Genomic DNA, 18,222 nt, shown 5'->3' with positions numbered 1-18,222 from the left:
TCAATCTTGGACGAAGAAGGATACGTGAGACATCAGCGATGTTTCTCCATGTGTCGGCACTCAGCCGTATTGGGCGCTAAACGAGGTTTCCAGCGCCTGCACCACCGCGCGCATGCGGGCGGCGCGTTGCAAATCGGGATGCAGCACCAGCCAGATATCCACCCAGTCTTTGTTCTCCGGGAGCAGGCGCACCAGCTCCGGGTCTTTGTCCGCCAAAAACGCGGAGAGCAGGCCGATGCCCAGCCCGCTGCGGGTGGCGGAGCGCAGCAGCAGCTGTGAATTGCATTGCAGTACGACGTTGGGCTCGTGCAGGGCCTCGCCGCAGAAATTGTTCCAGTGGCGCGGCACCAGCTCGCGCGGGAACATCAGCAGATCGTGGCCGCGCAGTTGCTCGCCCTTGAGCGGCATGCCGCGCCGCGCCAGATAGTGCTGAGAGGCGTACAAACCCATTTCGATGGTGGCTAAGCGTTTGATGATCAGCTCATCGTCATCGGGGCGGACGCCGCGTATCGCCAGATCTGCGCCGTGGTAGGCGATATCGGCGATGTTTAGCGCCGTCAACAGCGTGACGGTGATGGCCGGGTAGCGTTCCCGCAGATCTTGCAATGCCGGCATCACGAAGGCTTCGGCCAGGGTATCGGTGGTGGCAATACGCACGTTGCCGTTCAGGCTTTCGTCACCGCAGGCGGCTTTGCGGTTGATCGCCTGCACCGCATTTTCCATCTTCATCACGTCCGCCAGCATTTCTTCCCCCAACGGGCTGAGGGCGAAGGATTTTGGCGTACGGATAAACAGCTTGGAACCGAGCGCGTCTTCGAAAGTGGAAAGCCGTCGACCGACGGTCGCCTGATCGACATGCAGCTGGCTGGCGGCTTTGCGTAGCGTGCCACAGCGTGCGACGGCCAAAAAGAAGCGCGCGTCGTCCCAATTCATCATGCCATTTCCTCTCTGCAGATTTGTCGGCGCCGTGGGGCACAGGCCGAGCCAGGCGAACAATAACGGTTTCTATCATAAAGCGTTGTTCCGCCCGGGGGGAGACAAAGACGGTTAACGGCCTGCTCATCGGCGGTTATTTCTCCGGTGATGCAAGAATGCATCAGGGTGATTCATTCTTGACGATACTTCGCCCGTCGCCGTAACGCTATGATAAGCGCCGTTCCCGGCTCGTCGGGTGAGGAAAAACGTCGATGGCAGGCCACCACCTGCCGACTTTGGGAGTTAAAGCATGTCAGAAAATACCGCCATCCAGGACGCAGTGCCGAAAAACGCACAGGCATCGCGCATGGGTATTCTATTGTTCCTGGCATTGGCATTGATGTCGGCATTACTGAACAGCAGTGCGCCGACGCCGCTGTATCCGCTGTATCAGCAGCATCTTGCGCTGAGTTCCGTCAGCCTGACCGTCGTTTACGGCGCATACGCCGCCGGCGTGTTGATCTCTTTGTTCGGCGTTGGCAATCTGGCCGGCAAAGTGAAGGATTTACGCAGCATGATCGTACCGGCATTGCTGGTGGTTTTGAGCGGCGCGCTGTTGTTCGCGCGGGCCGATACCTTTGCCATGATGCTCATGGCTCGGCTGCTGGCCGGGGTCGGCACCGGGGCGCTGACCGGTGCGGCGAACATCGCGTTGGTGCGGTTTGGGCCGCGGGACGGTGGCAAAAACGCCGCGTTGATCGCCACGTTGTCCTTTACCACAGGGTTGGCGCTGGGCCCCATCTTCAGCGGCATCGCCTTGCAGACCGGTTTCCATCCCACGACGCTGCCGTTCGTTTTCATCATGGTCATTGCCGCCGTGGCTGCGTTGGGCGTGATGTTCTCGTGGCCGCGTGGTGTGGTTACGGCGCCGACCCATGCTGCGCCGGCTGCGACAGAAAAAAGCTCGCTGCTCGATGGCCTGCGCGCCACCGGCGGTAAATTCTTTGTGTGTGCCGGGGCTCTATTTATCTGTTGGGCCCTGGCCGCCAGCATTTTGGCTATCGGCCCCAGCGTGGCGGAAACGCTGTTAGGCCTGCATGCTCGAGGCGTCTTTGGCTATGCGATTGCGGTTTATCTGTTGATCGCCGGTGTCAGCCAGATTTTGAGCCGTCGTCTTAACGCCCGCCATTCGCTATTGTTCGGTTGCCTGGCGCAGGTGCTGGCGGCGGTGGTATTCGCCGTGGCGATCCAGTGGCATTCACTGTGGCTGGCGGCTGCAGGGCTGGTGGTGGCTGGCTACGCTTACGGCGCCATTTTCGTTGGCAGCGCAACCCTGGTAAACCTGATTTCGCCGCCGGCCAGCCATGCTCGTTTGCTTTCACTGTTTTATGTTATCGCTTATATCGCCAACTGGGTGCCGATCTTGCTGGGGGTTGTGGTCGATCGTGTCGATCTGCACCAGGCAACGCATCTGCTGTTCCTGAGCAGCACCGTGGTGTGCCTGTTGTTGGCATGGATGACGGTACGTGTGGGGTTCCCACGTTAATATTTTTGTGATTGAAGTCTATTTTATTTAAATGAATATTCTTTAATTGCATTTATATTGTGATTTTAATCACATGAAATGGCCTGCTTTCGGGTAAACTGCGCGCTTTCTTTTTGCCGCGGGTCACTTTATGAACGTTCTTTTCGCCATTGCCGTCACCACCGGGATCTTGTCCGGCGTTTGGGGATGGGTTGCCGTCAGTCTGGGGTTGATCGGTTGGGCAGGTTTTCTCGGGTGCACGGCGTATTTCGCCTGCCCGCAGGGCGGGCTGAAAGGGTTGCTGATCGGCGCGTTGACCTGTTGCAGCGGCGTCTTCTGGGCAATGGCGATCATCCATGGCAGCGAGCTGGCGCCTCAGTGGAATTTCTTGGGGTATCTGCTGACCGGCATCGTGGCATTCCTGATGTGCATTCAGGCCAAACAACAGTGGCTGGGGTTTGTGCCCGGTACCTTTATCGGCGCCTGTGCGACCTTCGCCGGCGGTGGCGATTGGCCGGTGGTGACGCTTTCCCTGTTGGTGGGCCTGCTGTTTGGTTATGCGATGAAAAACAGCGGCCTGTGGTGGGCGGCGCGCAGTGAAAAAGCCCGCGCCGCGCCGCCGATTGGTCCGAATGCCGGCTCAAACGGCGCCGTCGAGTGAGCGGCTGTGCGGCGGGAACCCCCTGATAACCAGGACGGTAACACTGTTGAAAGTTTTCTATTTTCAAATGGATAGGTGTCAGTTTCTCTTGCAGGAATTGCGTGAGATCACGTTAAGAGTAACAGGGTTTCGTAACATGATTTTCAGTGATTCCCATCACATTTTTACCGGTAACAATCGGCTGAGATAGAGGCCTGTCCGATTGGAGGCCTGATGGCCGGGAATCACCATGAACAACCTGTTCTCACTGGATAACAAGATCGTCTTGATCACCGGCGCCTCGCGCGGCATCGGTTTCTTGCTGGCGCGGGGCCTTGCGCAGCAGGGCGCACATATTCTGATCAACGCCACCACCGAAGCGCACGCCCGGCACGCGGCCGATCGCCTGCGTGACGAAGGGCTCCGCGCCGATGCGGCGGCGTTCGACGTCACCGACTCCCTGGCGGTGCATGCCGCTATCGATCGTATTGAAGCGGAAATCGGCGCGATAGACGTATTGATCAACAATGCCGGCATTCAACGCCGTCATCCGTTTACCGAGTTCCCGGAGCAAGACTGGGACGACATCATCGCCGTTAACCAGAAGGCGGTCTTCATCGTGTCGCAGACCGTGGCGCGCTACATGGTGCCGCGTCGGTGCGGCAAGATAATCAATATCGGTTCGATGCAGAGCGAGCTGGGGCGGGACACCATCACCCCTTATGCGGCGTCCAAGGGCGCGGTGAAAATGTTGACGCGCGGCATGTGCGTGGAATTGGCACGTTACAACATCCAGGTCAACGGCATTGCCCCCGGCTATTTCAAAACCGAGATGACGCAAGCGCTGGCCGACGATCCGGCCTTTACCGCCTGGCTGACCCAGCGCACGCCCGCCGCGCGCTGGGGCGATCCGCAAGAGCTGATCGGGGCAGCGGTGTTCCTGGCCGCTGATGCCTCTGCCTTCGTTAACGGACAGTTACTGTTTGTCGATGGCGGCATGTCCGCTGCGGTGTAATTGCTCTCGTGGAACTTTTGGCGCTATGACATTTTAGGGTAAAAGTCCGATGGCCGCCGGCGGCGATCCTTGTCTATAGTGTAGGAACGCTTAATTTTTCAACCACGGAGATCTCACGATGGCAAGATATACGGATGCTGAGCAAACTACGTTGGATGACGATCTGAGAATGCTGACCGAAACGCTGGAAGAAGTGCTGCAATACACCGGCGATCGCGCGGATCAGGCTTATGTCGACATCAAGTCGCACGCCGAGCAGGCGCTGAGTGAGGTCAAGGCGCGCTGGGCGAACACCGGTGAGTCCTACTACGCGCGCGCCAAAGAAGCGGTGCACCGCACCGACGACTACGTGCGGGATAAACCCTGGCACAGCGTAGGTATCGGCGCCACCGTCGGGCTGGTGCTGGGTCTGCTGCTGGCCCGCAAGTAAATCACGACATCGGGGCGGCGCAGGCCGCCTCATGCTTTTCTGCAGACTCTGTTTCTCATCTCGCTGTTTCCCCGATAGCTTTCCCTTATCCCGCCTATACTTCCCGCTAGCCGTTGTCGGAACGTCTCGATTCCCCTTGTTTTTGTATGGACGGATTGAGCCTAAGCTGCCGCAAGTGTAAAGTGTTTGTGTGTTTATTGTTTGTTTTTTGTTCTAAATCAAATAATTATCTGGTGTAAACACCCAGGGATATACGGCGTTCTTGCGCTGGCGCAAAAGCCGTGAAAATAACACCTCATATAATACAGAGCGTAACTACAGGCGCGGCGTCCGTCGGCTGCGCCGGAGACGATCTCTGCTAACTGACTTGTGAGCGAACTATGTCGACAAGTGTTTTTAATCGCCGGTGGGCGGCTGTGCTGCTCGAGGCGCTGGCCCGCCATGGGGTGCGGCATGTTTGTATCGCTCCGGGATCGCGCTCCACGCCGCTGACGCTGGCCGCTGCGGCCAACCGATCTTTTATCTGTCATACCCATTTTGATGAGCGCGGGCTCGGCCATCTGGCGCTCGGGTTGGCGAAGGCGGCCCGTGAGCCGGTGGCAGTGATCGTCACATCCGGCACCGCGGCGGCGAACCTTTATCCCGCGTTGATCGAAGCCGGCCTGACCGGTGAGCGGCTGGTGTTTCTCACCGCCGATCGGCCACCGGAGCTGATCGACTGCGGCGCCAATCAGGCGATCCGTCAAAACGGCCTCTACAGCAGCCACCCAACGCTGGCGATCGATCTGCCGCGCCCAACGCCGGATATTCCGGCTGCGTGGCTGGCCTCCAGTGTCGACAGCGCGATGGCGCGCTTGCGGCACGGCGCTTTGCATATCAACTGTCCGTTCGCCGAACCGTTGTACGGCGGCGATGAGCGTCACTATGCCGACTGGTCCGCCGCGCTGGGCGACTGGTGGCAGAGCGATCGTCCGTGGCTGCAGGAAAGCGAGACGCGTGCGGCCCCCGCGCCGCAGCCGGATTGGTTCTTCTGGCGACAGAAACGCGGCGTGGTGCTGGCCGGGCGCATGAGCGCGCAAGAGGGCGCTCAGGTGGCCGAATGGGCCGAAACGCTGGGCTGGCCGCTGATCGGCGACGTGCTGTCGCAGACCGGGCAACCACTGCCCTGCGCCGATTTGTGGCTCGCACATCCGCAGGCGCAGCGCGTATTGCAAGATGCGCAGCTGGTGGTGCAGTTCGGCGGTAGCTTGACCGGCAAACGCCTGCTGCAGTGGCAGGCGCAGTGCCGGCCGGAAGAGTATTGGATCATCGACGCACTGCCGGGGCGGCTCGATCCGACCCAGCACCGGGGGCGGCGCCTGCGCGCCGGCGTGGCGCAGTGGTTGGCGCAGCACCCGGCGCAACCTCGCACGCCGTGGGCCGCCGGGCTGGCGGCGTTGGCGGATAAGGCGCTGACGGCCGCGTCCACGCATCTGCACGATAACTTTGGCGAAGCGCAGCTGGCGCATCGTTTGCCGGAGCTGCTGCCGGAGAACGGCCAGCTGTTTCTCGGCAACAGCCTGGTGGTGCGGCTCATCGACGCGTTAACGTCATTGCCTGTCGCCTATCCGGTATTCAGCAACCGCGGCGCCAGCGGCATCGACGGCCTGATTTCCACCGCCGCCGGCGTGCAGCGCGCCACCGCCAGACCGACGTTGGCGGTGGTGGGCGACCTTTCCGCACTGTATGACCTCAATGCGCTGGCGCTGCTGCGCCAGAGCTCGGCGCCAACGGTACTGATCGTCGTCAACAACAACGGCGGGCAGATTTTCTCGCTATTGCCAACGCCGGAAGAGGATCGTCAGCGCTTTTATTGCATGCCGCAGAACGTTGAGTTCAGCCACGCTGCGGCGATGTTCCAGCTGGGTTACGCGCGGCCGGAGAACTGGAGCCAGCTGCAACAGGCGGTTGAGCAAGGCTGGCGGCGCGGCGGCGCCACGCTTATCGAACTGCAGGTGCCGCCGAGCGCGGGAGCCGAAAGCCTGCAATACCTGGTGCAACAGATGGCGGTGCAATGATGCTGGCGACGCGAATTTTGCAACAGGGCGAAGCGGGCCGCCCGTGGCTGGTGTGGCTGCATGGCCTGCTCGGCAACAACAATGAATGGCGGGTGATCGCCGCACGCTGCCCGGAATGGCCGTCGCTGGCCATCGATCTGCCCGGCCACGGCGATTCCGTGGCAGTGAGCTGCCGCGGCTTCGACGACATCAGCGCGCAGATCGCCGCCACGCTGCAGCTGCGCAATATCGAACGCTATTGGCTGGTGGGTTACTCGCTCGGCGGGCGTATCGCCATGTATCACGCCTGCTACGGCCGCCATGCCGATCTTCAGGGGGTGATCGTCGAGGGCGGCAACCCGGGGCTGGAGGACGAAGAACAGCGCCGCCGGCGCTGCGAACAGGATGCGCTCTGGGCGGAGCGCTTCCGCCGGGAGCCGATCGCCGAGGTTCTGGCGGATTGGTACCAGCAGCCGGTGTTCAAAGAGCTCAGTCACGTGCACCGTCAGGCGCTGATTGCCGCGCGCTCGGCCAACAGCGGCCCGGCGATTGCCGATATGCTCGAAGCCACGTCGCTTGGGCGGCAGCCCTATCTGGCGCCGCAGCTGCGCCAGCTGACGGTGCCGCTGCAGGTGCTGTGCGGTGAGAACGACCCCAAATTTCAACGGCTGGCGCGTGACGCCGGGTTGCCGTTGCGCATCGTGCCGCAGGCCGGCCACAACGCGCATCTGGCCAATCCGCAGGATTTCGTCGCCGAGCTGCAAACCTTTCTCGTTAACCCTGGTTAAAGGAACCGAATATGCTTTATCCGAATGAAGAACAGCTGTATGCCGCCATCGCCTGGCAGGATTGCACCGGCGATTTCGAAGACATTCTGTATCACAAGTCTGCCGACGGCATCGCCAAAATCACCATTAACCGGCCGCAGGTGCGCAATGCGTTTCGCCCGCAAACGGTTAAAGAGATGATCGATGCGCTGGCCAACGCCCGTTACGACGACGGTATCGGCGTCATTATTCTGACTGGTGCCGGTGATAAGGCCTTCTGCTCAGGTGGCGATCAGAAAGTGCGCGGCGACTACGGCGGCTATCGCGACGACAGCGGCGTGCATCACCTCAACGTGCTGGACTTCCAGCGCCAGATCCGCACCTGCCCGAAACCGGTGGTGGCGATGGTGGCCGGTTATTCGATCGGCGGCGGCCACGTGCTGCACATGATGTGCGATCTGACCATCGCGGCGGATAACGCCATCTTCGGCCAGACCGGCCCGAAAGTGGGTTCGTTCGACGGCGGCTGGGGCGCGTCTTACATGGCGCGCATTGTCGGCCAGAAGAAGGCGCGCGAAATCTGGTTCCTGTGCCGCCAGTACGATGCCGCCGCCGCGCTGGACATGGGCCTGGTCAATACTGTGGTGCCGTTGGCCGATCTGGAAAAAGAGACGGTGCGCTGGTGCCGTGAAATGCTGCAGAACAGCCCGATGGCGCTGCGCTGTCTGAAGGCGGCGTTGAACGCCGACTGCGACGGCCAGGCCGGTTTGCAGGAGCTGGCGGGCAACGCGACCATGCTGTTCTACATGACCGACGAAGGGCAGGAAGGGCGCAACGCGTTTAACGAGAAGCGCCAGCCGGACTTCAGCAAATTCAAGCGTAACCCGTAATGAGCGGGGGAAACCGCAGCGCGGCGCTTTACCGTTACAGTCTGCCGATGGAGGCGGGCGTGGTGCTGCGCAATCAGCGGTTGAAAACGCGTGACGGATGGGTGGTGCAGCTGCGTCAGGGCGAGCGTGAAGGCTGGGGCGAGATCGCGCCGCTGCCTGAATTCAGCCGGGAAACGTTGGCGCAGGCCGAACAGGCCGCGCTGGCGTGGCTGCATGCCTGGTTGGCGGGTAACGAACCGGATGACAGCACGCTGCCTTCGGTGGCCTTTGGGCTCAGCTGCGCGCAGGCCGAGCTGGAGCAGCGCTTGCCGACGCAGGCGGATTTCCGCAAGGCGCCGCTGTGCACCGGCGATCCGGACGAGCTGTTCGAGACGTTGAGCGCCTTGCCGGGCGAGAAAGTCGCCAAGGTGAAGGTGGGGCTGTATGAGGCGGTGCGCGACGGCATGATCGTCAACGTGCTGCTGGAGGCGCTGCCGGATCTGCGGCTGCGGCTGGACGCCAACCGCAGCTGGACCCGTGCCAAAGCCGACGGTTTCGCCAAATACGTCAATCCGGCATGGCGCGACCGCATTGCCTTTTTGGAGGAACCCTGCAAGACCCGAGATGAATCGCGCGATTTCGCCCGGGCGACCGGCATTGCCATCGCCTGGGATGAGAGCGTGCGTGAGGCGGACTTTGTGGTGCAGGCCGAGCCGGGCGTGGCGGCGATCGTGATTAAGCCGACGCTGGTAGGCAGCCTGACGCGTTGCCAGGCGCTGGTGGCGCAGGCGCATGCGGCGGGGCTGACGGCAGTGATCAGCTCCAGCATCGAGTCCAGCCTGGGGTTGACTCAGCTGGCGCGCATCGCCCGCTGGTTGACGCCGGACACCGTGCCGGGGCTGGATACGCTGGGATTGATGCAGGCGCAGGTGCTGCGGCCGTGGCCGGACAGCGCACTGCCGCTGCTGGATGTCTCGGCGCTGGAGTGCCTATGGCACCGTTAAGCGATTGGCCGTGGCGGCACTGGGCGCGCCTGCAGCCACAGGCGACGGCCCTGCTGCTCGGCGAACGGCCGCTGAGCTGGCTGGCGTTGCAAGGCCAGGTGGATGAGCTGGCGGCAGATTTCCAGCACCAGGGTGTGGAGCCGGGTTGCGGCGTGGCGCTGTACGGTAAAAACAGCTATCCGCTGCTGTTGGCCTACCTGGCGCTGCTGCAATGCGGCGCACGCCTGTTGCCGCTCAATCCCGCCTTGCCGATACCGCTACTGGGGCAGCTGTTGCCTGAATTGGACATCACCTTTGCCTTCAGCCCGGATCCGTTGCCGGCGCTGCCGGAAGAGGTGATTCGATTGACTCCACCCTCAACCGAACCACGCTGGCCGAACCTGCCGACGTGGGATGCGCAACGTCTGGCGACGCTGACGCTGACCTCGGGCTCCAGCGGCATACCCAAGGCGGCGGCGCACAGCTACGCCAACCATCTGGCCAGCGCCGCCGGGGTGTTGCGGCTGATGGATTTTCAGCGCGAGGATTGCTGGCTGCTGTCATTGCCGCTGTTTCACGTCTCCGGTCAGGGCATCGTCTGGCGCTGGCTGGCGGCGGGCGCGCGGCTGGCGGTGCGCGAGATGCATCCTCTGGCCGAGGCATTGGCGGGATGTACGCATGCCTCACTGGTGCCGACACAGCTCTGGCGGCTGTTGGCGCAACCGCTGACGGGCATGACGCTGAAAGAGGTGCTGCTCGGCGGCGCAATGATCCCGGTTGAGCTGACCGAACGGGCGGAAGCGGCGGGGATCCGCTGCTGGTGCGGCTACGGGCTGACCGAACTGGCTTCCACGGTGTGTGCCAAACGCGCCGATGCGCGGCCGGGTGTTGGCCTGCCGCTCTGCGGCCGCGAGATCAAACTGGTGGACGAAGAGGTCTGGATCCGCGCCGATAGCCTGGCGCTCGGCTACTGGCGTCATGGCCGTCTGCAGCCGCTGGCCGATGAACAGGGTTGGTTTGCGACCCGCGATCGCGGCGCGATGGCCGAGGGGGAACTGCGTATTCTCGGCCGGTTGGACAACCTGTTCTTCAGCGGTGGTGAAGGGGTGCAGCCTGAGGATATCGAACGCGTGCTGGCGGCGCACCCGCAGATCACGCAGGCGTTTGTGGTGCCGGTGGCGGACGCCGAGTTCGGCCAGCGGCCGGTGGCGGTAATAGACGGCGATCCGTCGCTGTCGCTGGCGACGCTGCTCGCCTGGTCGCAGGATAAACTGGCCAATTTCCAACGCCCGGCGGCGTTACTCTCGTTGCCCGACGAGCTGAAAAACGGCGGCATCAAGATTTCGCGCCGCCAGTTGCAGCAGTGGGTGGCGCAGCGGCTTTCTCAGGCATAAAAAAGCCGCCCGAAAGGGCGGCTGAACGGATGATGACGGCGGGTTATTTCAGTCCCAATGCCTTGGCGACGCCGGCGCCGTAGTCCGGGTGTACCTTGGTGAACAGTTCGACCTGACGGCGCTGGATGTGTTCCGGCACTTGCGACAGTTCGCCGGCGATGCGGGTGAACATGCGCTGGTGCTCTTCGGCGCTCAGCAGGTTGAACAGCGCGCGCGGCTGGCTGTAGTAATCGTCATCTTCACGATGATTCCAGTGGTCGGCTGCCCCCTCAATGCTCAGCGGCGGTTCGCTGAAGTCCGGCTGCTCCTGGAACAGGCCGAAGCTGTTCGGTTCGTAGGTGGCGCCGTTGCCGCTGTTGCCGTCCACGCGCATCGCGCCGTCGCGATGGTAGTTGTGGAACGGGCATTTGGCGCCGTTCACCGGGATCTGGTGGTGGTTAACGCCCAGGCGATAGCGGTGCGCATCGCCATAGGAGAACAGACGGCCCTGCAGCATTTTATCCGGCGAGAAACTGATGCCCGGCACCACGTTGGCGGGGTTCATCGCCACCTGCTCAACCTCGGAGAAGTAATTGTCGGGGTTGCGGTTTAGCTCGAAATAGCCGACGTCGATCAGCGGATAGTCGCCGTGCGGCCACACCTTGGTCAGATCGAACGGGTTGTATGGCGTCTGCGACGCTTCGTGTTCCGGCATGATCTGAATTTGCAGCTTCCAGCGCGGGAAGTCGCCGCGTTTGATCGCGTCGAACAGATCGCGCTGTGAGCTTTCGCGATCCTTGGCGATGATCGCTTCCGCTTCTTCATCCATCAGGTTTTCAATGCCCTGCTCGCAGCGGAAGTGGAATTTCACCCAGAAACGTTCGTTGGCGGCATTGATAAAACTGAAGGTGTGGCTACCGAAGCCGTGCATGTGGCGGTAGGATTTCGGAATACCGCGATCGCTGAAGTCGATGGTCAGCTGGTGCAGCGATTCCGGCAGGTGGGAGAAGAAGTCCCATTTGTACACCGGGTTGCGCAGGTTGGTATGCGGATCGCGTTTCACCACGTGGTTGAGATCGGGGAATTTCAGCGGATCGCGCAGATAGAACACCGGCGTATCGTTCCCCACCAAATCCCAGTTGCCTTCTTCGGTATAGAACTTCATGGCGAAGCCGCGAATGTCGCGCTCGGCGTCGGCCGCGCCGCGCTCACCGGCGACGGTGGAGAAGCGGATAAACATGTCGGTCTGCTTACCGACCTCGGAGAAAATCTTGGCGCGCGTATAGCGGGTGATGTCATGGGTAACAGTAAAGGTGCCGTAGGCGCCGGATCCCTTGGCGTGCATGCGGCGTTCTGGAATGACTTCACGGTCGAAGTGGGCCAGTTTCTCCAGGAACCACACGTCCTGCAACAGCATCGGGCCGCGTTTGCCTGCGGTGATCACGTTATTGTTGTCGACAACCGGGGCGCCGGCTGCGGTGGTCAGTCCTTTCTTGCTCATCACTTGCTCCTTATCGTAGTGCAGTTAAGTAAAGACTCGGGCGGTTTAAGCGTTCATCAGCATAGTCCTTTGGCGGGGCTTTTTCCCCTGACCTTGGTCAAAGCCACTACTAGTTGTAGACCTATTGCCGAGCGGCGGCAAATAGGTCTCGGTTATCGTTGGCATCGCCTTGACGAATATAGAGCCTTGTTTGCAAATATTTACATTTATTTGATTATTGAAGAATTTTTTCGCTTTTATCCCTTAAAGACGCATTGCGCTTTGGTATAGACTCGTGACGTTATTATTTTGCGTTGATTCGATCATTCGGTACGGATGACAAACCAGAGGGAAAGATGATGAAAAAGACTTGGGTCGCGTGCGCGGCAGGATTGCTGTTTGTGACCGGTGCGGCAAACGCCATCAGCGTGTCGGGCGAAGCCGGGCAACACTACACCAACCTGGGCGTTGGCATGAGCACCGGCTCTTCAGGCTTGGGCCTGACCGGCAACTGGGCGCGCAGCGACCACGACGGCAACGTCGGCAGTCTGGGATTGAACTTCGGCGTGCCGCTGGGGCCGTTGACGGCGACCGTGGGCGCCAAGGCGCTGTACCTCAGTCCGAAAGACGGCAAGAGCGGCGGGGCGGTGGCGCTGGGCGGCGGCCTGGAGTGGGAAATTAACCGTTACTTCAGTCTGCACGGCGAAGGTTACTTTGCCCCTGAGTCTTTCACCAGCGGCGTTAAGGCCTATAACGAAGCCAGCGGCGGCCTGCGCTGGAAGTTCCGTCCGCTGAGCGTGGACGTGGGCTACCGTTACATGCAGATGGAAGGCAAAGACGGGCGTCGCGACAACACCCTGGCCGATGGTCCTTATGTCGGTGTCGGTCTGAGCTTCTGACGCTCAGCAAAAAGGGGCCATCGCGGCCCCTTTCTCTTTATCATTTCTTTTCTTTCGTCGCTTACCCGACCGCCGGCAGCATGCCGCTGGCGATGCCCAGTTGGATGGCGATCACCGTCACCCCGCAGACAAACACCAACGCCAGCGCAGGCGTACCGCCCCAGACGCGGTACTGCGCCTGATGCTTTTGGCGGGTTTTCCACACCAGCAGCGAAGGCAGCAGCAGCGCCAGCACCGACAGAGCGATGGCGGCAAATCCCAACGCCAGCACGAAGCCGCGCGGGTAGAACAGCGCGAAGGCCAGCGGCGGCAGGAAGGTGATGGCGCCGGTTTGCAGGCGGCCACGCACGTTATCTTGCCGCTTGAACAGGTCGGCCAGGAAATCGAACAGCCCAAGCGCAACGCCGAGGAACGAAGTCGCCAGCGCCAAGTCGGCAAACAGGTGCACCGCCAGTTCAACGTGCGGCGAAGCTACTGCGTCGCGTACCGCCTGTAGCAGGCCGTTCAGCCCGGCCTGCTGCGCCAGAATGCCGACGAAGGTATCGGAGCTGATGCTGCCCAGCGTCGCCACCTGCCAGAAGATATAGGCAATCAGCGGGATCGCGCTGCCGATGATAAACACCCAGCGCAGTTTGCGAATGTTGCCGCCCATGTAGTTGACGATGCTCGGCACGCTGCCGTGGAAGCCGAAAGAGGTGAAGATCACCGGAATGGCCGACAGCGCCAGGCCCTGCTCCAGCGGCAGCGTCATCAGGTTGGTCTGGTGGATATTCGGCAACATCAGGCCGAGCATCACCACCAGGAACACCACTTTGGCGCTGAACAGGATGCGGTTGAACAAGTCGACCGAGTGGGTGCCGATGCACACTACGCCGCCGGCCACCAGGGTGAACAGCAGTACGCCGAGCGATACCGGGAAGTCCTGCGACGTCCATTGGCTGATGCTGGTGGCGAGCAGTTCTCCGGCTCCGCTGATGTAGGCGGCGGTGAGGGCGTACATCAGGAACATCATGCTGAAGCTGGTCAGCCACTGGCCGCCGCCGCCGAGATAACGTTTGGCGAGCGTGCCCAAACCGGTGTCCGCTTGCTCATGCTGGTAGACTTCTACCAGCAGCAGCGCGGTGTAACACATCAATAGCCACAGCCCGACCAGTAAGGCCAGCGTGACGCCGAAGCCGACGCCGGCCGCCGCCAGCGGCATCGCCAGCATCCCGGCGCCAATGGTGGTGCCCGCCACGATAAAAACACTGCCAAGAGTGCGATTCTTCACGTTTTTTCTCTACCAGCCGAAAGATTTTGAAAATTATAGGTAACGATTTATGAGGATGGCAGGATAGTGGAAGCCCTAATTTGTGTCAAACCGGCGTTACGCGTGATGTACAATAATGTTTACATTGCGGTGGACTGCATGACGCATGAAGAACGAACCCATGGCTGAAATTATCCGCAGGCGGCTAGTGAAAAGTTATTTACGGGCTTCTATAGTGGAATGACCAAAAAATGTGGGAGAGATCAATGTTAAGGGTGGAGATGCTCAGCACCGGTGATGAGGTGCTGCACGGGCAAATTATTGATACCAACGCCGCCTGGCTGGCGGACTACCTGTTCCAGCAGGGGGTACCGATGAGCGGGCGGGAAACGGTCGGGGACAGCCTCTCTGCGTTGATCGAGATCCTGCAGGAACGAAGCCATATTGCCGATGTGCTGATCGTCAACGGCGGTCTGGGGCCGACCAGCGACGATCTCAGCGCGTTGGCCGCCGCAAAAGCCTGTGGCGTAGAGCTGGTTGAACGGGCCGACTGGCTGGCGCGCATGGAGGCCTATTTCGCCGAGCGCGGGCGGCCGATGGCCCCTTCCAACCGCAAGCAGGCACAGATCCCGGCCAACGCGGAAATGTTGGATAACCCGGTGGGCACCGCCTGCGGCTTTGCGCTGCAGCTGAACAAATGCCACATGTTCTTCACCCCCGGCGTACCGTCGGAATTCAAAGTGATGGTCGAACAGCAGATTGTGCCGCGCCTACGCCAGCGCTTCACTTTACCGGCACCGCCGCTGTGCCTGCGCCTGACCACCTTCGGCACCTCCGAGAGCGATCTGGCCGCCGAACTGGACGGTATGCCGCTGCCGCCGGAGGTGGTGTTGGGTTATCGTTCATCCAGCCCGATTATCGAGCTGAAGCTGACCGGGCCGGAAAGCCGGCGTGCGGAAATGGAGCAGGCCTGGCGGCGCGTGCGCGAGGTAGCGGGGGACAATTGCCTCTTTGAAGGCACCGCCGGGTTGCCGGCGATGCTGACCCAGCGCCTGAATCAGCAAGGGCTGAAACTGGCGTTGAGCGAGCAGTTCAGCGCCGGGTTGATCAATCTGCAGTTGCAGAGCGAAGGAGCGCCGCTGGCGGGGGGCGAGCTGCTGCCAGCGCACTGTATCGAAACGCTGGAAACGACGCTGGCGCGCGCCCGCTCGCTGGCGGAATTGACCGGTGCGCCGTTGGCATTGGCGGTCAGCGCCATGCGCGACGAGCAGGTGAGCATTGCGCTCCACACGCCGCGTGGCGGCATTGGCCAGACCGTGCGTTATCGTGCGTCGCGCCACGGCTTGCGGCTGCGTCAGGAGTCGGTGGCGATGCTGGCGCTGGATATGTTGCGCCGCTGGCTGAATGGGGGCCAGGCGTGCGGTAAAAACGCCTGGCTGGAGGTGGTGGAAATTATCGAGTGACGGTCATAGCGCTGAGTGACCGGCCTCACTGTTCTGCAGTAGCTGTTCGGACGCCAGACGTGAAAGGCGTATCGCCGCCGTACCCCGCACTTCCAGTTCTATACCATAGCCCTTGAGTGCCTGCGCGGCGCCGCCGGCCTGTGCCAGATGTGTCGTCAGGCTGGCGGCGTCCGCCAACGCGGTGTTGGCGCCGAGTCCTCCTGCCGGGCTCATGGCGTGCACGGCGTCGCCGAGAAAGGCGATGCGTTCGTTGTGCCACACCGGCATCGCCTTCGTGACCTGCACCGCCCGCACGCTGAGCGCCTGGGGATCCGCCAGTGCTAATGCCGTTTGCAAGGCGGGAGCCCATCCCTGCGAGATATGCCGTACGCGCGCCTGCAGCGCAGCGCTTCCCTCCGCCCGCGCCGGTCCGCCGAGCCGTTCAGCCGTTCCGATACAGGCCCAATAGAGATAGTCGTCGACCGGCGTGAGAGGGCAATCCGGCGCATAGTCGGCTGCCAGCTGCGCCATGGGCGCCTGAAAGCGCATCGGTTCAATCACCAGCGATAAGCCGTCGGCGAAGACGACCGACACGCCGTGCAGCAATTCGGGGGGCAATTGGGCACGGGTCGCCGCATCGAGCGGCGTTTTGCCGTAGAGGGTGACCGCGCCGCTGTCTTCTGGCCCTGCTTCTGGCAGGCAGTGCCGCCGCACCAGCGAGTTGACGCCGTCGGCGGCGATCAGCACATCGACCCGCACTTGTTCGCCGTTGGCGAACTGAAGTTCGACGCCCTGCGGCGTTTGTGCCAATTCACACAGGGTATAGCCGAAGCGCACTCGGTCTTGCAGACCGGCGAGCAGGATTTCGCGCAACGTTTGCCGATGAACGCCGAGGTCGCCGCTCGGTTCCTGCGCCTGCCGCGGGCTGGAGGGCAGCCAGTGCTCGGGGCGTCGGGCGTTGAGCGGGGCAAGCTGCGGGTCCCACAGGTTGCTCTCGCCGCTGTTTTGCGCACTGCCGGCGCAGAGCAACCGGTAATGCGCCGGCGGCAGACAGGCGGCCAACGCCTGCTGGCCCGTCGGATCGATGCGCAGCCGGTAACCCTGATCGCGCGCTTGCGGCGTGGTGTCGCGTTCAAACACCGTGGCGTGGATGCCGAAGCGGCGCAGCCCTTGAGCCAGACACAGGCCGCCGGGCCCGGCGCCGATAATGCCAATGCTGAGTGTTGTCATCTTGTTCCCTCGTGAGTCGGCGGCCACAGACCGGCCGGAAGCATTTCATTATGTCGGTGCGGGAAAAGGTTGATATAACGGTATCTGGACTAAAAATAGTGATAAGTGGCCAATATGAACGATAACCCTCATTTCGCCGATGCTGACTGCAGTGAATGGCGGGCGGGCCCCTGGCTGATCGCCCTCGGCGGCCGCGATGCGGCGGGCCGGGAGTATCGGTTGGGCACGCGCGAATATGACTGGCATCAGCATGCGCGCGGGCAGCTGCTATGTGTCGAAAGCGGTTTGCTGCATGTGCGCACGGCGCACGGCGATTGGGTGCTGCCGCCGCAGCGGGCGGGTTGGATCCCGCCGGCGACGGAGCACCGGGTGCAGGTCTGCGGCGCGCTGAGCGGCTGGAGTTTGCTGCTGGCGCCGGCGGCCTGTGACGATCTGTCGAATAAACCCTGCGTCATCGGCATCAGCGCCGTGCTGCAGGCGCTGGCTCAGCGAGCAGAAGGCTGGGATAAGCGCAGTGTGCTCACCCTGGAGCAGGATCGCATGGCGCAGGTGATGCGGGACGAGATACGCCTGGCGCCGACGGAACCGCTGCATTTGCCGATGTCGTCCCATCCGCGCCTGGCCGGCGTTCTGCAGGCCTTGCTGGCGCAGCCGGGGAACGAGCGTTCACTGGAAGCCTGGGCCGAGTGGGGGGCGATGTCACCACGCACGCTGCGGCGGCTGATGATCGGTGAGACGGGGTTGAGTTTTGCCCAGTGGCGTCAGCAGGCCCGGTTGTCATATGCATTGGCGAAGCTGGCCGAAGGTGAAACGGTGCTGCAGATCGCGGAAACGCTGGGGTATGCCTCGCCGAGCAATTTTATCGCGATGTTTCGCAAAGCTTTTGGCGATTCTCCGGCGCGTTATTTTTCCGCATCGGCAGGAAAAGGGCGCTAGTCAGGCCGGCGATGAGGGCGGAGAGGCTTTGGTGACAGTTATATATCCCTGATTAATCATAATCTTATAGGGGTATTTGCGACGAGGGAATGCTGTTACTCTTTTGGCGGGTGCTTGAGACTGTTCGTCTTGGGCATTGTGTGACAAGGCGGATAGATGAAAGCCCCAGACTGACTCTCAATCAGAATGGGGCTGCACATACCGCCTAGACACCGGTATGGTAGCCCCTTCACAGCAAGGAGGCAAGCATGCGCTTAAAGCATGTGTTTCACTCGCTAACCGTTGTATGTATTACGGTTTTGCTATTTATCTGGATGATAAGAGACTCGCTGTGCGAGCTGAAAATCTACCAGGAAAATATCACTATCCTGATCAGGTTGGCGTGCGAGGTGAAGCGGTAATCATAGGGCGGGGGTAACCCCGCCTTCTGGTC

The 18,222-nt window shown here is 61.6% G+C and carries 17 protein-coding genes; 13 read left to right on the top strand and 4 right to left on the bottom strand.

Going from position 1 to position 18,222, the window contains the following annotated elements:
- Positions 1 to 60: 60 nt before the first annotated feature.
- Complete coding sequence (locus EGY12_RS23165) at positions 61 to 936, bottom strand: LysR family transcriptional regulator (protein WP_123895522.1); 876 nt, start codon at positions 934 to 936, stop codon at positions 61 to 63.
- A 289-nt stretch (positions 937 to 1,225) separates the two neighbouring features.
- On the opposite strand from EGY12_RS23165, the gene EGY12_RS23160 reads away from it, so the two are divergent.
- From EGY12_RS23160 to menE, 9 genes are all read left to right on the top strand, one after another.
- The gene (locus EGY12_RS23160; RefSeq protein ID WP_123895521.1) at positions 1,226 to 2,461 is read left to right on the top strand and encodes an MFS transporter; all 1,236 of its coding nucleotides are present in this window, start codon (positions 1,226 to 1,228) and stop codon (positions 2,459 to 2,461) included.
- A 130-nt stretch (positions 2,462 to 2,591) separates the two neighbouring features.
- Positions 2,592 to 3,101, top strand: a complete 510-nt coding sequence (locus tag EGY12_RS23155; RefSeq protein ID WP_123895520.1) for a DUF1097 domain-containing protein — start codon at positions 2,592 to 2,594, stop codon at positions 3,099 to 3,101.
- Between the two features lie 229 nt (positions 3,102 to 3,330).
- Positions 3,331 to 4,095: a gluconate 5-dehydrogenase gene (gene idnO, locus EGY12_RS23150; RefSeq protein ID WP_049200181.1), complete on the top strand. Its 765-nt coding sequence runs from the start codon at positions 3,331 to 3,333 to the stop codon at positions 4,093 to 4,095.
- Between the two features lie 118 nt (positions 4,096 to 4,213).
- The gene (elaB, locus tag EGY12_RS23145) at positions 4,214 to 4,525 is read left to right on the top strand and encodes a stress response protein ElaB (RefSeq protein WP_123895519.1); all 312 of its coding nucleotides are present in this window, start codon (positions 4,214 to 4,216) and stop codon (positions 4,523 to 4,525) included.
- A 380-nt stretch (positions 4,526 to 4,905) separates the two neighbouring features.
- Complete coding sequence (gene menD / locus EGY12_RS23140; protein ID WP_123895518.1) at positions 4,906 to 6,582, top strand: 2-succinyl-5-enolpyruvyl-6-hydroxy-3-cyclohexene-1-carboxylic-acid synthase; 1,677 nt, start codon at positions 4,906 to 4,908, stop codon at positions 6,580 to 6,582.
- Complete coding sequence (gene menH, locus EGY12_RS23135) at positions 6,579 to 7,349, top strand: 2-succinyl-6-hydroxy-2,4-cyclohexadiene-1-carboxylate synthase (RefSeq protein WP_123895517.1); 771 nt, start codon at positions 6,579 to 6,581, stop codon at positions 7,347 to 7,349. Before menD ends, menH begins: the two co-directional genes overlap by 4 nt.
- 11 nt (positions 7,350 to 7,360) lie before the next feature.
- A complete protein-coding gene (menB, locus tag EGY12_RS23130) occupies positions 7,361 to 8,218 on the top strand; it encodes a 1,4-dihydroxy-2-naphthoyl-CoA synthase (RefSeq protein WP_033635308.1) in 858 nt (285 codons plus the stop codon).
- The gene (gene menC / locus EGY12_RS23125; protein WP_123895516.1) at positions 8,218 to 9,201 is read left to right on the top strand and encodes an o-succinylbenzoate synthase; all 984 of its coding nucleotides are present in this window, start codon (positions 8,218 to 8,220) and stop codon (positions 9,199 to 9,201) included. Before menB ends, menC begins: the two co-directional genes overlap by 1 nt.
- A complete protein-coding gene (menE, locus tag EGY12_RS23120) occupies positions 9,189 to 10,574 on the top strand; it encodes an o-succinylbenzoate--CoA ligase (RefSeq protein ID WP_123895515.1) in 1,386 nt (461 codons plus the stop codon). The genes menC and menE overlap by 13 nt, the downstream gene beginning before the upstream one ends.
- 43 nt (positions 10,575 to 10,617) lie before the next feature.
- On the opposite strand, the gene katA is transcribed toward menE, so the two are convergent.
- A complete protein-coding gene (katA, locus tag EGY12_RS23115) occupies positions 10,618 to 12,054 on the bottom strand; it encodes a catalase KatA (RefSeq protein ID WP_060420075.1) in 1,437 nt (478 codons plus the stop codon).
- Between the two features lie 338 nt (positions 12,055 to 12,392).
- Between katA and EGY12_RS23110 the strand changes: the two genes are divergently transcribed.
- Positions 12,393 to 12,932 (top strand): YfaZ family outer membrane protein, encoded by a 540-nt coding sequence (locus EGY12_RS23110; RefSeq protein ID WP_049200187.1) that lies wholly within the window; start codon positions 12,393 to 12,395, stop codon positions 12,930 to 12,932.
- Between the two features lie 61 nt (positions 12,933 to 12,993).
- On the opposite strand, the gene tyrP is transcribed toward EGY12_RS23110, so the two are convergent.
- Complete coding sequence (gene tyrP / locus EGY12_RS23105) at positions 12,994 to 14,202, bottom strand: tyrosine transporter TyrP (RefSeq protein ID WP_123895514.1); 1,209 nt, start codon at positions 14,200 to 14,202, stop codon at positions 12,994 to 12,996.
- 245 nt (positions 14,203 to 14,447) lie between these two features.
- On the opposite strand from tyrP, the gene EGY12_RS23100 reads away from it, so the two are divergent.
- Positions 14,448 to 15,644, top strand: coding sequence for a nicotinamide mononucleotide deamidase-related protein YfaY (locus tag EGY12_RS23100; protein WP_123895513.1), 1,197 nt, complete (start codon positions 14,448 to 14,450; stop codon positions 15,642 to 15,644).
- Positions 15,645 to 15,647: 3 nt separating this feature from the next.
- Here the strand turns inward: EGY12_RS23100 and EGY12_RS23095 are convergent, their stop codons facing one another.
- Complete coding sequence (locus EGY12_RS23095; protein WP_123895512.1) at positions 15,648 to 16,853, bottom strand: NAD(P)/FAD-dependent oxidoreductase; 1,206 nt, start codon at positions 16,851 to 16,853, stop codon at positions 15,648 to 15,650.
- A gap of 114 nt (positions 16,854 to 16,967) precedes the next feature.
- Between EGY12_RS23095 and EGY12_RS23090 the strand changes: the two genes are divergently transcribed.
- Positions 16,968 to 17,789, top strand: a complete 822-nt coding sequence (locus EGY12_RS23090) for a helix-turn-helix domain-containing protein (protein ID WP_123895511.1) — start codon at positions 16,968 to 16,970, stop codon at positions 17,787 to 17,789.
- 248 nt (positions 17,790 to 18,037) lie between these two features.
- Positions 18,038 to 18,190: a Hok/Gef family protein gene (locus EGY12_RS23575; protein WP_033635303.1), complete on the top strand. Its 153-nt coding sequence runs from the start codon at positions 18,038 to 18,040 to the stop codon at positions 18,188 to 18,190.
- The last annotated feature ends 32 nt before the right edge of the window (positions 18,191 to 18,222 follow it).

The organism is Serratia sp. FDAARGOS_506, from assembly GCF_003812745.1.
Taxonomy (GTDB): Bacteria; Pseudomonadota; Gammaproteobacteria; order Enterobacterales; family Enterobacteriaceae; genus Serratia.
Note: the sequence above shows the minus strand (reverse complement) of the source record. Positions and strands in the feature narration are given on the sequence as shown.

Excerpts from the sequence above, each read along its gene's own strand:
- menD (WP_123895518.1), top strand. The coding sequence starts at position 4,906 with ATGTCGACAAGTGTTTTTAATCGCCGGTGGGCGGCTGTGCTGCTCGAG.
- elaB (WP_123895519.1), top strand. The coding sequence starts at position 4,214 with ATGGCAAGATATACGGATGCTGAGCAAACTACGTTGGATGACGATCTG.
- EGY12_RS23110 (WP_049200187.1), top strand. The coding sequence starts at position 12,393 with ATGAAAAAGACTTGGGTCGCGTGCGCGGCAGGATTGCTGTTTGTGACC.
- menB (WP_033635308.1), top strand. The coding sequence starts at position 7,361 with ATGCTTTATCCGAATGAAGAACAGCTGTATGCCGCCATCGCCTGGCAG.
- EGY12_RS23165 (WP_123895522.1), bottom strand. The coding sequence starts at position 936 with ATGATGAATTGGGACGACGCGCGCTTCTTTTTGGCCGTCGCACGCTGT.
- katA (WP_060420075.1), bottom strand. The coding sequence starts at position 12,054 with ATGAGCAAGAAAGGACTGACCACCGCAGCCGGCGCCCCGGTTGTCGAC.
- EGY12_RS23095 (WP_123895512.1), bottom strand. The coding sequence starts at position 16,853 with ATGACAACACTCAGCATTGGCATTATCGGCGCCGGGCCCGGCGGCCTG.
- EGY12_RS23160 (WP_123895521.1), top strand. The coding sequence starts at position 1,226 with ATGTCAGAAAATACCGCCATCCAGGACGCAGTGCCGAAAAACGCACAG.
- EGY12_RS23155 (WP_123895520.1), top strand. The coding sequence starts at position 2,592 with ATGAACGTTCTTTTCGCCATTGCCGTCACCACCGGGATCTTGTCCGGC.
- EGY12_RS23100 (WP_123895513.1), top strand. The coding sequence starts at position 14,448 with ATGTTAAGGGTGGAGATGCTCAGCACCGGTGATGAGGTGCTGCACGGG.
- idnO (WP_049200181.1), top strand. The coding sequence starts at position 3,331 with ATGAACAACCTGTTCTCACTGGATAACAAGATCGTCTTGATCACCGGC.
- menH (WP_123895517.1), top strand. The coding sequence starts at position 6,579 with ATGATGCTGGCGACGCGAATTTTGCAACAGGGCGAAGCGGGCCGCCCG.
- EGY12_RS23090 (WP_123895511.1), top strand. The coding sequence starts at position 16,968 with ATGAACGATAACCCTCATTTCGCCGATGCTGACTGCAGTGAATGGCGG.
- menE (WP_123895515.1), top strand. The coding sequence starts at position 9,189 with ATGGCACCGTTAAGCGATTGGCCGTGGCGGCACTGGGCGCGCCTGCAG.
- EGY12_RS23575 (WP_033635303.1), top strand. The coding sequence starts at position 18,038 with ATGCGCTTAAAGCATGTGTTTCACTCGCTAACCGTTGTATGTATTACG.
- menC (WP_123895516.1), top strand. The coding sequence starts at position 8,218 with ATGAGCGGGGGAAACCGCAGCGCGGCGCTTTACCGTTACAGTCTGCCG.